This window comes from Streptomyces kaniharaensis (genome assembly GCF_009569385.1).
GTDB classification, from domain to species: Bacteria; Actinomycetota; Actinomycetes; order Streptomycetales; family Streptomycetaceae; genus Kitasatospora; species Kitasatospora kaniharaensis.
On sequence record NZ_WBOF01000001.1, the window covers coordinates 5,682,666 to 5,697,885 of the forward strand.

Sequence of the window (15,220 nt, forward strand, 5' to 3'; positions counted from 1 at the left end):
GGGGTGCCGGTTCTCAAAGCCGGGGTCGCCGGGCAAAGCCCCTGGACAGGCGGGGTGTCGGCCGGGAGAACCCGCTGCTCCCGGTGGCCGTCGCATAGATGAACACCCGGCGACTTGTACATACAGGTCTTGACGTCGGCGTCGCAGAGCCCGGAATCTGGAGCCATGAGCAGCAGCACCACACCTTCAACCGCCCCCGCCGTCTCCCGTCCGCTCACGCCCGGTCGTAGCGACGTGGTGATCGTCGGCGCCGGCATCATCGGCCTGGCCCACGCCTTCGAGGCGCTCGCCGACGGGCTGTCCGTCACCGTCGTCGAGCGCGACCGGCAGCCGGTCGGCGCCTCGGTCCGCAACTTCGGTCACTGCTGCATCAGCGCCCAGGAGGGCGAACTGCTCGCCCTCGCCCAGCGCTCCCGGGGCGGCTGGCTGCGGGCCGCCGAGGCGGCCGGGCTGTGGGCCCGGGAAGCCGGCACGCTGGTGGTGGCCCGGTCGGCGACCGAGGCCGCCGTCTTGGAGGAACTGCGCGCCGAGCGCGGCGGCGACGCGGTCGAGCTGCGCACCGCCGCGCAGATGGCGACGGCGCTCGGCCGGGCGGACGGCGACGACCGCGACCTGGTGGGCGGCGCGTTCCTGCCCGCCGACCTGCGGGTGAACCCGCGCGAGGCGGCGCCCGCCCTGGCCCGCTGGGTGGCCGAGCAGTCGAACGGGCGCATCCTGTGGGGCACCGCCGTCACCGGCATCGAGCCCGGTACCGTGCACACCACCCGCGGCCCCGTCCACGGTGAGCGGATCCTGGTCTGTGTCGGCCACGACGTGGACTACCTGTTCCCCGACATCGCCGAGGACCACGAGATCCAGCGCTGCCGGCTCACCATGGCGCGGGCCGCTGCGCCCGCCGCGTTCCACACGGACTCCGCAGTGCTGACGGCCACTTCGATGCTGCGCTACGACGCCTTCACCGCCCGCCCGTCGGCCGCCCGGCTGCGGGAGGAGGTCATCGGGCACAGCCCGGAGCTGCTGGAGATCGGCGCCAACGTGATGTTCACCCGGCTGCCGGACGGCACGGTGCTCGTCGGCGACTCGCACCACTACGACGCCACCACGCCGCCGTTCATCGACGAGCGCACGTTCGAGCTGCTGACCGCCGCCGTCGCCGACGTGCTCGGGGTCCGGCAACTTCAGGTGCTCGAACGCTGGCAGGGGGTCTACGCCAGCAGCAGCCGGGGTCCGCTGCTGGTCCGCGACCTGGCGCCGGGGGTCCGGGCCATCTCGGTCACCTCGGGCATCGGCATGACGCTCTCCTTCGGTCTCGCCGCGGCCACCTTCGACGGGACCCTCGCCGCCACCGGCTGAACCTCTATCCGCTACCAACTCCCTTGCTGGGGCGGCCCGATGGCGATCGGCTTCGACCGACGCCACCGGCCCGCACCCGGCGCCGGTGGCCTCGGCATCGACGATCGCCGCCCGCGCGGGGTACGCGGACGCCCGCGTGCTGCGCAGGGCCACCGCGATGCACCCCTCAACCCGCCTACCGGCCCGGCCCAGCCGCCGCGCGCCGCTCCGCCTCGTGCCTGACCGCTGCCAGCGACGCGGCGACGGTCGCCTCCCAGCGCGGGGTCACCACGCTGCCCCACCAATCGCCCAGCGCCCACAGATCGGTGCCGAGTTCGCCGGTGTACACCAGCCGCGTACCTGGCCCGGGCCCGTGCTCGGTGAGCTCGAAGGACTCGGTGACCGCGGGGACGGGGCCTCGCACCAGGCGGAAGTCGACCCGCTCGGGGCGGGTGAACCTCACCGTCTCCACGGTCGTCGCCGTCAGCCGCCCGCCCGCCACAGGGGTGTGGTGCGCGGCGAGCACCATGTCGCCGCCCCGCTCCAGCACGGACACCTTCTCCCGCGTCGCTCGCGTGGCCCGCCCGAGATAGGGCTGGGCGATCACCTCGAAGACCACCTCGCGGGGTGCGGCGATGTCGACAGTCTGCGGCCCGAGCGGACGTGTCCGCCGGCCCACTCCGAGGTCCAGCGGCAGCGCGCCGGTGACCACGCCCAGACCCACGGCCGCCGCGGCGCCCGCCGCCCCGACGGCCGTCAATGCGCCAACCCGTGCCATGCGCGCGCCCTTCCCGCTCAGCCTGCCCGTCACGTCTCAGTCACGTCTCACCGAGAGGCTACGGCGGACGCCGCCGGGGGACCGGTGAGCGCGCCGACCTGGCCGTCCGGTCTCGGTCGTGAGCGGTTGCGGCGTCCGGCTCGCCGGCCGGATGCCGCAAACCGCGAGCCCGGGTCGTGGCTGCGATCCAGAGGGGGGATGCGTGTCACACCCCCGCGGCGGTGATGACGGCGTCGGTGGCGAAGCCGAGCAGCAGCCCGGCCAGGATCATCGCCGTGGTCAGTTCCTTCATGGCCGCGCGCCGTGCGACGGCCAGCAACTCGATGACCACGTACAGGATCGAGCCGGCCGCGAGCCCCAGGAAGGCGATGCTGACCACGTCGTCGACCACCTGTTGCCCGATCAGCGTGCCGACGAAGGTGGGGCCGCCGCCGATGAGGCCGAGCACGGCGAGGCTGCCCCAGGAGGGGCGTTCGCCCTCGGCGGCCAGCGGCGCCACGATGCCGAAGCCCTCGGTCGCGTTGTGCAGGCCGAAGCCGATGATCAGCAGGACGGCGAGCGAGATGTCGCCCTTGGCGGCGGAGTTGCCGATGGCCAGGCCCTCGGCGAGGTTGTGCAGGCCGATGCCCACGGCGATCATCAGGGCCAGGGTCGCGGCCCGGGAGCGGGTCCGGAAGGTCAGCTCGGTGGCGGCCGCGGCCCCAGGGCCGTGGGACAGCGGCGGGGCGGGAGCGCTTCGGCGGGCGATCCACCGGTCGTAGCGGACCAGCCCGAGCAGGCCGAGGGCGAGGCCCGCGGAGAGCACCGCGCCGTTGGTCGCGGCGGTGCCCCAGTGGTGGTCGTGCAGGGCGGTGTCGGTGGGTTCCCACGCCGCGGTGAGGACGTCCCAGAGCAGGAACAGCAGGATGCCGATGGCGGTCGCGTTCAGCGCGGCCCGCAGCCGCGGCGCGGGGCGGCGCAGCCGGCCGATCGGCAGGCCCAGGAAGATCGTGAAGCCCGCCACGGCGCCGAGCAGGGCGATCTGCGGACCGGACATGGACGGCCTCCGGGGAGACGGTGGTGGCGCAGCGCAACCTGAATTGGTAAGCCTTACCTAACAACCCTGTGACGATTCGCGCCCGCGTGCAAACCCGGCGAGGCTTTCCCTGCATGCCGTCGGCCGGTGGTGGGTGGCTTCGGCACGGATGGGACGGACTGCGGGAGGCGTCCGCAGAATGGCGTCCGAACGCGACCAACGCACACCCCTGTGGGGTATCGTGTCGACGAGCCCTCGTCATCCGAAAGGGCATCCGCAGGAGGAGCACCGATGAGCCGCAGGCACCAGCGCCGGCCGGGCGTCGCCCGGCTGCTCGCGGTCTGCGTCGTTCTGCTCGGTCTTTTCCTCATGCACGGCCTGCCGTCGGCCGGTGCCGAAGGTTGCCACTCGGGCGGCATGGCGGTTGCCGCGGCGATGCCGGACACGGCGATCTCCGACGTCTCCGACGGCGGCAACCAGGCCACTGCACCGGCCGACACACAGCCGGCCGTCCACCACGGCGGCGATGTCCGATCCGCCGGGGCGCTGTGCCTGTCGACGCAGGGCCGTGACCGGATCACTCTTCCGGCGGCGGCTCTCGTCGCCTCGATCCCCGTGTGGGGCGGCGCGTGGCTGCCGCCTCGCCGGGTGACCGCCCTCTTCACCGGCCGCCGCCGCGGACCGCCCACCGGCGGCCGAGAGCTCCTCCACCAGGTGTGCATCGCGCGGACGTGACAGGGCCCGCCGAGGCCGTGACCAAACGGCCCGGCCGCGCGCCCTCCTTCACGCCCGCGCCGCCGAGGCGCGTCCTCACACGGAAGAGCACACCATCATGCGCACCACCACCCGTTCGACCTCTCGCCGCCGTGCCGTCCTGGCCGCGGCCGCGACCGCCGCTCTCGCCCTGTCCCTCGCCGCCTGCGGCTCGTCCGGGCACTCCGGCATGCCCGGCATGGACCACGGCGCCATGACCACGTCCGCCGCCGCGACCGCCGGCACCACCCCCTCCGGTCCGGCGTCCGCGAGCGGCATGGACGGCATGCCCGGTATGCCCGGCATGGACAAGGCGGCGGCCGGCGACGGCCTCGCGCCCGAGAAGGACGGCTACCGCCTCGACCCGAAGACCGACAACCCGACCGCCGGTCAGGCCGCCGGCTACGCGTTCGTGATCACCGGCCCCGACGGCAAGCCGGTCACGGACTTCGCCGTCGACCAGACCAAGAAGCTCCACTTCTACGCCGTCCGTACCGACCTCACCGGCTACCAGCACCTCCACCCCGCCATGGCCGCCGACGGCACCTGGACCGCCGACCTGGCCGCCCTCACCCCCGGCACCTGGCGGCTGTACACCTCCTTCACCCCCAACGCCGGAAGCGGCAAGGGCACCGACTTCGTGCTCAGCCGTACCGTCACCGTCCCCGGCGACGCCACCACCACCCCGCTGCCGCCCGCCTCGACCACGGCGACCGTCGACGGCTACACCGTCACCGTCCAGGGCGAACCGATGGCGGGCATGGCCCACCCGCTCACCGTGACCTTCGCCAAGGACGGGCAGCCCGTCACCGACCTCCAGCCCTACCTCGACACCTACGCCCACGTCAGCGCCTTCCACGAGGGCGACCAGGCCTTCGCCCACTTCCACCCCCAGGCCACCGCAGGCGGCGACCACGGCGGCCCGAACCTGACCTTCCACGCCGAGCTCCCCAAGCCCGGCAACTGGCGGGTCTTCCTCCAGTTCCAGACCGCCGGGCAGCTCCACACCGCCGCCCTGACCCTGCACGTGAACTGACACGCCACCGTGGGTGCCGCCGATCGGCGGCACCCACGGGCACACGTGTTCTCGCTTCCCGTGTCCTTCCCATGTCACAGACGGCCGGGCTGTTCCGTCTCGTGTGTCGGAGAGGGACTCCGGAAGCGGAAAGGTGACGGTCATGCGGTGTTCGTGGCAGGTGGGAGCGGGGTGCTCGGGCGGCGGCTGGTGGCGCAGCTCGTGGCGCGGGGGCACCACGTGACGGCGACGACGAGGCCCGCCGGTCCGCGGACCGCTGAACACCCTGAAGGACGCCGGCCGTTCAGGCGGGGCGGGACTTCTCGGCGACGAGGAGGGCGTAGCCGAGCGTGCCGTCGGCGATGGCGGCGCGGGCGGTGGCCAGCGTGGAACGGGTGGCATCCGGGGTGAAGCCTGCCGTGGTGACGTAGTCGGGAAGGGCCATGCGCAGGACGGTGATTCGGGCCTCGACCTGGTCGGCCATGCGGGTCAGCGCGGCGTCGTGGCGTTCGGTGCGGACGGTGCGCAGGCCGGCGGCGGCCAGCGTGGCGGCGTACTCGTCGAGGGGCCGTGCGTCGGCGATGCAGGCGAACCTGGCGGCGAGGGTGGTGAGTTCGGGCGGGAGCCGGTCGGGGTCGGCGGTGACATCGGTGAGGCCGACCCGGCCGCCGGCGTGCAGGACGCGCGCGAACTCCATGGCCGCTGCCGCCTTGTCGGGGAAGGTGCACAGGGCGCACTCGCACACGACGGCGTCGAAGCTCCCGTCCGGGTAGGGGAGTTGCTCGGCGTCGCCGGTGGTGAAGGTGGCCCGCTCGGCCAACTGGGCTGCCTCTGCCGCGGTATTGGCATGGGCGGTGTTGGCGGGGGAGTAGTCGAGGCCGTCCACGCGTGCGCCGTACGCGTCGGCGAGCAGCAGTGCGGTGGTGCCGCGGCCGGAGGCGACGTCCAGCACGCGGGTTCCGGGGGTGAGCCCGAGGGCGTCGGCGAGGTGCCGGGTGAGTGCCGTGCCGCCGGGGTGGTAGGAGTCGCCGAGGAGCAGGGCGACCGCGTCGGAGGAGTAGAAGCCGGCGCAACAGGCCTTCAGGTTATCGGAGTTCACTTCCGCCTCCGCGAGCCGTACGGGGTGTCGATGAGCTGGTCCTGGAGGGGGAGCGCGTTGGGAACGACGTCGGCGACCGGGACGCCGGACATCTGTGCGCGGACCTGCTCGCGGTAGCCGACGGAGTTGTAGGCGCAGAACGGGATGAGGCGCCCGTCGGGGGTGATCTCCTCGACGCAGCACTTCATCAGCTGCTTGACGTTGAGGGTGTACGGGTCCTGGAAGTCCTGGACCACGATCATGAACGCCTTGTCCTTGAGGTTCTTCAGCACGGCGGGCAGGTCGACGCCGCAGGCTCCACCGACCTCCGTGCGGGAGGTGTCCCCGCCGCAGTCGAACGCCTCGGCGGCGGCCCGCAGCCTGGCCTCGGTCGTGGCCGTGCCCATGAACGCGGAGGCCGACCAGAGCCGCTCCAGCGCCTCGCGGATCGACGTGTCCGGCAGGGCCCGGTTGGCGACGTAGTCGAGGTAGTTCTCCATGTCGACCAGCCGCGGCAGCGGGACGACCGAGCGGTTGCCGGGCTCGCCGTCGGTGAACAGGTACGTGATGGAGCGGCAGCTGGGGAAACAGCAAGGGACCGGAAAGAAGTCCTCTCGCCGTAGCCAGTACGGAAGTTGATCGACCATCAGCTTGATGACGTCCGGGTTGGTGAGCCGGTTCAGCGGGTCGAAAGGGAGGTGTCGGCCGGAGTGGGTGACCGGCTGGAGGACGACGGCGCGGACGGCCGGGTGATCGACGCCGAACTCGACGATCCGGCCGACCTCGTGCTCGTTCAGCCCGCGCTCGACTGCCGCCGCGAGGCTCACGTACAGGCCCTCCGCCGCGCAGTTGTCCAGCGCCTGCTGCTTGAACGTCCGCAGGTCTCGGCCGCGGATCTCCAGGTGGGTGCGCGAGTCGAAGCCGTCGAACTGGAGGTAGACGGGGAGGGTCCTGCCCGACTCCCGGTTTCGGCGGCCGAGTTCGGCGACGAAGCGCCGGTCGGTGGCGAGGCGGATGCCGTTGGTGTTCAGGACGATGTTGCGGATCGGGCGGGCGAGGGCGAGGTCGATGAAGTCCAGGATGTGCTTGTGGATGGTGGGTTCACCGCCGGAGAACATCACCACCTCCGCCTCGCCCTCGCTCTCGACGAAGGCGTCCAGCATCCTCTCGCACTGCTCGTGGGTGATGGCGTAGCCTCCCCCGGGCCCCGTCCCGGGGGAGCCCCAGGTCTGATGGCCGGAGTCGGCGAAGCAGATCGGGCAGTCCAGGTTGCAGCCGGTGTTGACCTCGACGATGCCGAGGCAGGCGTGCTGCTTGTGCTCCGGGCAGAGGCCGCAGTCGAGCGGGCAGCCGTCGCGTACCTCGGTCTGGAAGGCGAGCGGGATGGTACCGGGCTTGTTGAAGCGGGAGGAAGCCAGGTACTCCTCGGCGTCCCCGTACACCAGGGCCTCGAACCCGCCGTGCTCGGGGCAGCGTTTGCGCAGGTAGACCTTGTTTTCGCGGAGGTTGACCTGGGCGTCGACGGGCCTCTTGCAGACCGGGCAGATCGACTTGGTGAACTCCGCGAACACCTCGTCCCGGTCCTGCTTCACGCGCGGTGTGCGGTTCTCCTCGGTCATCGCGTCTCCAGCGGGGCTCGTTCGCGGGTGCGTCACCCTCACACCTCCACCCTGGGCCCTGCGAGGGGTTCACGAAACCCGGTCGGCCGCCCGGTTCCCTCCGTCCGCTGGTGCGGCGGTGACGCGGCGCAGGCGGTAGGGCAGGACGGCTGCGCCGGGACGGGGTTTCCTGGAAGCAGGGCCGGCGGTCGCGAGCCGACGGAGTGGGCGGCACGGACGAGTCCTGAACGAACCGACCGGACGAAGGAGGGCCGAGCGATGACACGGGACACCGACGTCGTGGTGATCGGCATGGGCGTGGGCGGCGAGCACGTCGCCGAGCGGCTGGCCGCGGAGGGGGTGGGCGTGGTCGGGGTGGAGGCCGAGCTGGTCGGCGGGGAGTGCCCGTACTGGGCCTGCATCCCGAGCAAGATGATGATCCGCGCCGGGAACCTCCTCGCCGAGGCGCGCCGCATCCCCGGCATGGCGGGCCGTTCGGAGGTCGAACCGGACTGGCGGCCGGTCGCGGACCGTATCCGGGACGAGGCCACCGACGACTGGAACGACCAGGTCGCCGTCGACCGCTTCACCGGCAAGGGCGGCACGTTCCTGCGCGGACGCGCCCGGCTGGCCGGCCCCGGGCGGGTCGAGGTGGACGGGGAGGAGTTCACCGCGCGCCGCGGCGTGGTGCTGGCCACCGGCAGCCGCCCGTCGATCCCGCCGGTGCCGGGCCTGGACCGGGTGCCGTACTGGACCAACCGGGACGCCGTCTCCGCGAAGGAGCCGCCCGCCTCGCTGCTGGTGCTCGGCGGCGGGGCCATCGGGCTCGAACTCGCGCAGGCCTTCGCCCGCTTCGGCAGCTGGGTGACGGTCGTGGAGGCACTGGACCGCCTGCTGCCCGCCGAGGAACCCGAGACCGGGGCCCTGCTCGCCGAGGTCCTCGGCGCCGACGGGATCACCGTCCGCACCGGCGCGAAGGCCGACGGTGTGCGCCACGACGGGGACGTGTTCCGGCTCTCCGTCGATGCCGGTGACGAGTTGACGGCGGATCGGCTCCTCGTCGCCACCGGCCGTCGTCCCGTCCTGGCCGATCTGGGCCTGGAGACCGTCGGCCTCGACCCCGGCGCCCGTGCGGTGGCCGTCGACGGACAGCTGAGGGCCGGCGACCGGCTCTGGGCCGTCGGCGACCTGACCGGCCGGGGCCTGTTCACCCACGTCGCGATGTACCAGGCCGAGATCGCCGTCCGGGACATCCTCGGCACACCGGGCCCGGACGCGGACTACCGGGCGCTGCCCCGGGTCACCTTCACCGACCCCGAGGTCGGCTCGGTGGGCCTGTCCGAGCGGGCCGCCCGCGAGCAGGGCCTGCACGTACGGACCGGCACGGCCGAGATCCCCTCCGCCACCCGGGGCTGGATCCACAAGGCCGGCAACGAGGGCCTGGTCAAGCTGGTCGAGGACGCCGACCGGGGCGTCCTGGTCGGCGCCACGTCCGTCGGCCCGGTGGGCGGCGAGGTGATGTACGGGCTCGCGGTGGCCGTCCAGGCCGAGGTGCCGGTCGAGCGGCTGCGGCACATGATCTACGCCTACCCGACGTTCCACCGCGCGGTGGAGGAGGCACTGCGACGGTGGCACTGACGGCGGTCGCACCGACGCCTATGCCTGCTCCTGGGTGCCCTCGATCGCGACCCCGTGCCAGAAGGCGACGTGGTTCCCGATCCGGCGGGCGAGGAAGACCGGGTGCGGGTAGTACCAGGCGGCGTCGGGGTTGGTCAGGCCGTCGGCGGTGACGTCGTAGTACCGGGCCACGCCCTTCCACGGGCACAGCGACCGCGTGCGGCTCTCGGTGAAGTGCTCGCGCCGGAGGGACTCGGGTGGGAAGTAGTGGTTGCCCTCGACCACCCGGGTGCGGGGCGTCTCGGCGATCACGACGCCGTTCCAGATCGCTCGCATCATGACGTTCCGCCTCCCTTCGCGGTCCCTTCGCGGTCCCGGCGGGCGGGCTCACGGACGGGCGGGTGTCGCGGCCTGCGGCAGGGGCCGGACACGGGCGACGAGGAGGGCGACGTCGTCGTCCCCGCCCCGGTGGTACAGGGCGCCGAGGAGCAGGTCGCAGGTCTCCTCCGGGGAGCGGCGGGGCCGGCCGAGGAGGTCGGTGAGGGCCGCCAGCCGGTTGTCGATGTCGTGGTCACGGGTCTCCACGAGCCCGTCGGTGTAGAGCACGAGTTCGTCGCCGATCCCGAGGTCGAGGGGGGTGTCATGGAAGGTGACTCCGCCGACGCCCAGGGGCGCGCCGGTGGGCAGGTCGAGCAGGGTCGGCGGATGGCCCGGGCGGGTGTGGACGGGCGGTAGGTGGCCCGCGGTGGCGATGCGGCAGCGGAGGCGGCGGGGGTCGAGGACGGCGTAGACGCAGGTGGCGATGGACTCGCCGAGGCCGGCGGCGATCCGGTCGAGGTGGGTGAGCACGGCGGCGGGCTCCAGGTTGAGACCGGCCAGGGTCCGTGCCGCGGTGCGCAGTTGGCCCATCGTGGCGGCGGCGGTGATGCCACTGCCCATCACGTCGCCGACGACCAGGGCGGTCATGTCGGCGTCCAACGGGATGACGTCGAACCAGTCGCCGCCGACCTCGCCGACGGTGGCGGCCGGCTGGTAGCGGTAGGCCACCTCCAGGCCGGGCGGCTGGGCGGGGCGGTCGGGCAGCAGGTGGCGCTGGAGGGCGAGGGCGGCGTGGCGCTGGCGCTGGTACCAGCGGGCGTTGTCGATGGCGACGGCTGCGCGGGCGGCGAGTTCGCCGGCCAGCACCAGGTCGTCGTGGTCGAACGGCTGCTCGTTACGGGCGCGTTTGAGGTCCAGCGCGCCCAGGACCTGACCGCGGGCGCGCAGCGGCACGGCCAGGTAGGAGTGGATCCCGGCCTGTCCGAGCAGTTCGACGGCCTCCTCGTCGCGCGCGATGCGCGGCAGGTCGCGGTCGGTGACGTGGGCCAGGAGGACGGGGCGGCCCGTGCGGGCGCAGCGGGTGACGAGACGCGTGGCGTCGTAGCGGGCGATCTCGCCGACGGGGTCGGCGGCCTCGACGGCGGGCGAGGGGTAGGCGGCCTTGACGGCGAGGGCCCGGAACAGGACCGGGCTGCCCGGGTCCGGTGCGGGCTGGCTGTTGGTGAGGACGGCTTCGAGGACGTCGACGGCGGCGATGTCGGCGAACTCGGGGACCAGGACGTCGGCGAGCTCTCGCGCGGTGGTGCCGAGGTCGAGGCTGGTGCCGATCCGTTCGGAGGCGTCGGCGATCACGGTGAGGCGGCGCCGCGCCGCTGCGGCGGCGGTCGCGGCGCGGTGCTGCTCGGTGATGTCGACGACCGAGGTGGCGATGCCGATCACGTGGTGGGCGGAGTCCTCCAGGCGGTAGTAGGACACCCGCCAGGCGTGCTCCGTCCCGGGGTCGGCCGCGGTGCGGCCGGTGGTGAACTGGTTCAGCAACGGGGTGCCGGTGGCCAGCACCTCCCGCATGGCGGCTTCGATCGCGTCCACGTCCAGGAACGGCAGTACGTCCCGGACCGTCCCGCCCAGGTGCCGGTCGGCGGGCAGGCCGTTGATGCGCTCCAGCGCCGGGTTGACCAGGACGTAGCGCAGGTCGGTGTCCAGCACGGCGACGCCGACCGGGGTCTGTTCCACCAGACGCAGCGACAGGGCGAGGTCCCGTTCGAGGCGGCTCAGCGTCGCACGGTCCGAGGCCAGGCCGAGCGCGTAGTGGCGGCCGTCCTCGTCCTCCAGGCGCATGTTGCGGAACTCGGCCAGCACCGTGGACCCGTCCTTGTGCCGGACCGGGAAGACCCCGGCCCACGACCCGCCGCCGGACATCACCTTCGCGAACAGCGACAGCACCAGCTCCATGTTCTGCTCGTCGACCAGCACCTGGGCGGCGTCCCGGCCGAGGGCCTCGCTCGCCCGGTAGCCGAACAGGTCCTCGGCCTGCGGGCTCCACAGCACGATCCGCCCCTCCGCGTCCAGCACCACCGCGGCGACGCCCAGGACGTCCAGCAGCCCGCCCGGCGCCATCGACGGATCCCCGCCCAGCGAAGCGGCACCCGGTGGTCCCGCGTGCCCGGCGTCCATCCGGCCACCTCCTCCCGCCGGACGCGCACCCGCCCGCACGGCGGCGCGGCGTGTCCACTCCATCGTCCCGCCTCGGCTCGCAGCCGCCAGCCGGGCGGCCGCGACGGCCCGGCGGCCTCGGCGACGCGAGCGGGGCGCGCACGGCACGGCGGCGGGATCACGCTCGGTGATCGCACGTTCGGCCGGTCACGGCTTTGTCCGCTCCGGTGCGGCCGCGCATGGTGGGAACATGAAGAGCCTGTCCGAGCGTCGGTAGGCGGACTGCCATGCCGATCTACCAGACCGCCCACTACCGGGTGAACGCCGATGCCGTGGAACGGGTCGAGGCGGCGATCGAGGAGTTCGTCCGCTACGTCGCCGAGCACGAGCCCGACACGTGGATGTACACCGCCTGGCAGCAGAAGGACGACCCGACCCGCTTCGTCCACCTCTTCACGTTCGCCGACGAGGACGCCCACCGGACTCACGGCAGCTCCGAGGCGGTGCGCCGCTTCGAGGCCGTCTACTCGCCCGAACTCTCCGAGGGCCCGGTCGTCTTCACCGACTATCGCCTGATCGCCACCAACACCGCGCGAGGATCGCGCGGGTGGGCCAACTGACGACGGCATCTAGCCGCTGGAGGCCCCGTCGAGGGACGAGCCGGAAACCGCCTCCTGCGGGTCGAGCCGCTGCATGGGACCCTGGAAGCGTGACCTCGGACGGGCGGTTGCCCACGTTGCCGGTGGGTGGGCCCACCGGCAGCGGCTCGGCGCGGTGGCGCCGTGGTCCGTGAAGGAGGACCTGATGTCGGACGAAGCGTTGATGGGCGACCAGGTGTACCAGCCGGACGGCTCGGAGGTTCAGGACGACGTCGGGCCCCTGGAGGCGCAGGACACCCTGGACGACCGCGGTCTCGAATCGGCGCTCGACGAAGGCTACGCTCCGCCGGAGCGCCCGCTCGCGGTGGAACGCCACGGCGTCACCGCGGCGGAACAGCGTGTGCGCGAGAGCCTGGAACGGCGGCTGTCGGCGGAACTCCCGGAGGTCGTCTCACCCGAGGGAGACGGGATCGGTGACACCTCCGGCACCGACGGAGAGCCGATCGACACCGAGGCGGGCGAGATCCGGACGGGCCGGCTGATCGCGTCCTTCGGCTCGCGCAGCGATCTGATCGCCGAGGACGTCGGGATCTGCGGTGGTGCCGCGACGGCGGAGGAGGCGGCCATGCACACCACCGACGACCCCGAAGCCATCATCGAGTGATCGCGCCCGGCTGATTGCTTCGGCCGCCGTGCGGTGCAGGGCAGCTGCGCCGCGGACGGTCCGTCACCACCGACGTCGTCAACGGCCCCGCTGCTCCCGGTGGAGGCGGTGGCAGCGGAGCCGTCGGCCGGAGCCGTTACGGCTGCGGCACCTGCGTGAAGGTGCCGGCCGGGACGCCGGCGAGCGCCCCGGCGATCGCGTCGCGCCAGACCGGGCCGGCGAGCGTGCCGCCGAAGGCCTGGTCCACCACCTCGCCACCGATCTTCTGGCCGTCCAGGGGCTTCGGGTTGTCCGTGTCGCTGACGACGGTCGCGCCCGCCAGCTCGGGGGTGTAGCCGGCGAACCAGACCTGGAGGCTGTCGTTGGTGGTGCCGGTCTTCCCCGCGCTCTCCCGGCCGCCGGTGAGAGCGGCCGGCTTCCCGGTGCCGTCCTCCATGACGGACTTGAGCAGCCCGGTGACGGTGTCGGCGGTGGTGGCGGACATCGCCTCGGAGCAGTTCGCCTGCGACACCGCCAGCTGCTTGCCGTCGGGGCCGATCACCGAGGTGATGGCGGTCGGCGCGCAGTAGGTGCCGTGCGCGGCGAAGGCCGCGTAGACGCTCGCCATTCCCAGCGGGGTCAGGGAGTTGCTGCCGAGCGTCATCGACGGCACCACCTGGAGCTTGTCGCCGCCCGCCTGCTCGGTGATGCCGAGCTTGTTGGCCATCTGGGCGACGTTGCACAGCCCGGTGTCGGCCTCCAGCTTCGCGAAGTAGGTGTTGACCGACTGCGCCATGGCCTTCTTCATGTCGAACGCGCCGGTGAGCTTCGTGCTGTCGTTGTGCACCTGCCCGGAGGAGGGGACCTTCTTGCCGTTGCAGTCCTTCATCGCGGGCCACGGGATGCTGTAGTCCGTGGTGTAACTCTGGCTCGCCGAGGTGCCGTTCTCCAGGGCCGCCGCGGCGACGATCGGCTTGAAGGTCGACCCGGTCGGGAAGCCGAGCCCGCCGCCCATGGCCTTGCCGACGTTGTAGTTGATCTGGGTCTCGTGCTGGTTGTCGTCGACGCCGTACGGGCGGCTCTGCCCCATGGCGAGGATCTTGCCGGTGCCCGGCTGGACGATGCTCATCGCGGTGGCCGCCTTGTCGCCCGCGTCCACGTGGCTGGTGACCGAGGCGTTGAGGGCCGCCTGGGCCTTGGGGTCGAGCGTGGTGTGGATCCGTAGGCCGCCGCGCTTCCACACCGCCTTCCGCTCGGCCGCCGTCTTCCCGAACGCCAGGTCCGTGAGCACCGCCTGGCGCACGTAGTCGCAGAAGAAGCCCTCACCCTGCTTGGCGGTGATGCAACCCTGCTGCGGCGCCTGGACGTTCAGCCCCAGCGGGGTGGCGATGGCCTGCTGCGCCTGCTCCTTGGTGATGTGCCCGTACTCGGCCATCTTGTGCAGCACCGTGTCGCGCCGCTCCTTCGCCGCGGCCGGCTTGGCCACCGGGTCGTAGCCGCTGGGCGACTGCTCCAGGCCGGCCAGCAGCGCGGCCTGCGGCAGGGTGAGGTCCTTGGCGTGCACGCCGAAGTAGCGCCGCGCCGCCGTCTCGATGCCGTAGGCGTGCTCGCCGAAGTACGTGATGTTCAGGTAGTTGGTGAGGATCTGGTCCTTGCTCAGGGTCTCCTCGATCTTGATCGCGTACTTCAGCTCCTGGATCTTGCGGCCGACGGTCTGCCGCTGCGCCTCCGCGACCTTCTGCGTGTCGTCGCCCGCCTGCTCGACGAAGACGTTCTTCACGTACTGCTGCGTGAGCGTGGACGCACCCTGGGTCGAACCCGAGGAGGCGTTCTTGTTCACCGCGCGCAGGACGCCCTTGAGGTCGATCGCGCCGTGCTCGTAGAAGCGGTTGTCCTCGATGTCTACGAGCGCGGTCTTGACCAGCGGAGAGATCTGGTCCGCCGGGACGACCGTGCGGTCGCGGTAGTACACCGTGGCGATCGTGCCGCCCTGCGCGTCGTAGATCGTGGAGGCCTGCGAGAGCGGCGGCGTCTTGAAGTCGTCGGGCAGGTTCTGGAAGTCGTCCGCCGCCGACTGCGCCCCCAGCCCGGCCGCCGCCACCGCCGGCAGCGCTATCCCCGCCGCGACGACTCCGGCAAGCGCGCTGACCCCGAGCAGACGCGTGCCGTGCAGGATCTTCTCCACACCATTCCCCCGCTTTTCTCCCATGGGCGCGACCCTACGTGCACGACGTGAGAGAACCGAACGGATTTGCGCATCGCCGTGTCACAACCTTGTGACAGCTTCCGGCCGGGCCGTCTGACCCCGCGTCCGGCGTCG

13 protein-coding genes are annotated in these 15,220 nt (G+C 72.5%); 6 read left to right on the plus strand and 7 right to left on the minus strand.

Annotated elements, in window-relative coordinates:
• Positions 1-165: 165 nt before the first annotated feature.
• A complete protein-coding gene (locus F7Q99_RS25395; RefSeq protein WP_153465069.1) occupies positions 166-1,353 on the plus strand; it encodes a TIGR03364 family FAD-dependent oxidoreductase in 1,188 nt (395 codons plus the stop codon).
• A 175-nt stretch (positions 1,354-1,528) separates the two neighbouring features.
• Here F7Q99_RS25395 and F7Q99_RS25400 read toward each other — a convergent pair whose 3' ends face one another.
• Positions 1,529-2,110: an SRPBCC family protein gene (locus tag F7Q99_RS25400; protein ID WP_153465071.1), complete on the minus strand. Its 582-nt coding sequence runs from the start codon at positions 2,108-2,110 to the stop codon at positions 1,529-1,531.
• A gap of 205 nt (positions 2,111-2,315) precedes the next feature.
• Positions 2,316-3,146: a ZIP family metal transporter gene (locus F7Q99_RS25405; protein WP_153465073.1), complete on the minus strand. Its 831-nt coding sequence runs from the start codon at positions 3,144-3,146 to the stop codon at positions 2,316-2,318.
• A 270-nt stretch (positions 3,147-3,416) separates the two neighbouring features.
• Here F7Q99_RS25405 and F7Q99_RS25410 point away from each other — a divergent pair, with 270 nt between their 5' ends.
• A complete protein-coding gene (locus F7Q99_RS25410) occupies positions 3,417-3,860 on the plus strand; it encodes a DUF6153 family protein (protein ID WP_153465075.1) in 444 nt (147 codons plus the stop codon).
• A gap of 97 nt (positions 3,861-3,957) precedes the next feature.
• A complete protein-coding gene (locus F7Q99_RS25415; protein ID WP_153465077.1) occupies positions 3,958-4,914 on the plus strand; it encodes a hypothetical protein in 957 nt (318 codons plus the stop codon).
• Positions 4,915-5,197: 283 nt separating this feature from the next.
• Here the strand turns inward: F7Q99_RS25415 and F7Q99_RS25420 are convergent, their stop codons facing one another.
• The gene (locus F7Q99_RS25420) at positions 5,198-5,992 is read right to left on the minus strand and encodes a class I SAM-dependent methyltransferase (protein WP_326847107.1); all 795 of its coding nucleotides are present in this window, start codon (positions 5,990-5,992) and stop codon (positions 5,198-5,200) included.
• Positions 5,989-7,590 carry a radical SAM protein gene (locus tag F7Q99_RS25425; protein WP_153465079.1) on the minus strand — a complete coding sequence of 534 codons (1,602 nt, stop codon included), beginning with the start codon at positions 7,588-7,590 and terminating at the stop codon, positions 5,989-5,991. The genes F7Q99_RS25420 and F7Q99_RS25425 overlap by 4 nt, the downstream gene beginning before the upstream one ends.
• Before the next feature lie 258 nt (positions 7,591-7,848).
• Here F7Q99_RS25425 and F7Q99_RS25430 point away from each other — a divergent pair, with 258 nt between their 5' ends.
• The gene (locus F7Q99_RS25430) at positions 7,849-9,207 is read left to right on the plus strand and encodes a dihydrolipoyl dehydrogenase family protein (RefSeq protein WP_153465081.1); all 1,359 of its coding nucleotides are present in this window, start codon (positions 7,849-7,851) and stop codon (positions 9,205-9,207) included.
• Between the two features lie 18 nt (positions 9,208-9,225).
• Here the strand turns inward: F7Q99_RS25430 and F7Q99_RS25435 are convergent, their stop codons facing one another.
• Together F7Q99_RS25435 and F7Q99_RS25440 are read right to left on the minus strand one after the other, a co-directional pair.
• Positions 9,226-9,525, minus strand: coding sequence for a DUF427 domain-containing protein (locus tag F7Q99_RS25435; RefSeq protein WP_153465083.1), 300 nt, complete (start codon positions 9,523-9,525; stop codon positions 9,226-9,228).
• Positions 9,526-9,573: 48 nt separating this feature from the next.
• Positions 9,574-11,679: a SpoIIE family protein phosphatase gene (locus F7Q99_RS25440; RefSeq protein WP_153465085.1), complete on the minus strand. Its 2,106-nt coding sequence runs from the start codon at positions 11,677-11,679 to the stop codon at positions 9,574-9,576.
• A 266-nt stretch (positions 11,680-11,945) separates the two neighbouring features.
• Here F7Q99_RS25440 and F7Q99_RS25445 point away from each other — a divergent pair, with 266 nt between their 5' ends.
• On the plus strand, positions 11,946-12,278 hold the full coding sequence (locus F7Q99_RS25445) for a putative quinol monooxygenase (RefSeq protein WP_153465087.1): 333 nt from the start codon (positions 11,946-11,948) through the stop codon (positions 12,276-12,278).
• A 184-nt stretch (positions 12,279-12,462) separates the two neighbouring features.
• Positions 12,463-12,921, plus strand: a complete 459-nt coding sequence (locus tag F7Q99_RS25450) for a DUF5709 domain-containing protein (RefSeq protein WP_153465089.1) — start codon at positions 12,463-12,465, stop codon at positions 12,919-12,921.
• Positions 12,922-13,057: 136 nt separating this feature from the next.
• Here F7Q99_RS25450 and F7Q99_RS25455 read toward each other — a convergent pair whose 3' ends face one another.
• The gene (locus tag F7Q99_RS25455; RefSeq protein ID WP_153465091.1) at positions 13,058-15,109 is read right to left on the minus strand and encodes a transglycosylase domain-containing protein; all 2,052 of its coding nucleotides are present in this window, start codon (positions 15,107-15,109) and stop codon (positions 13,058-13,060) included.
• Between the last annotated feature and the right edge of the window lie 111 nt (positions 15,110-15,220).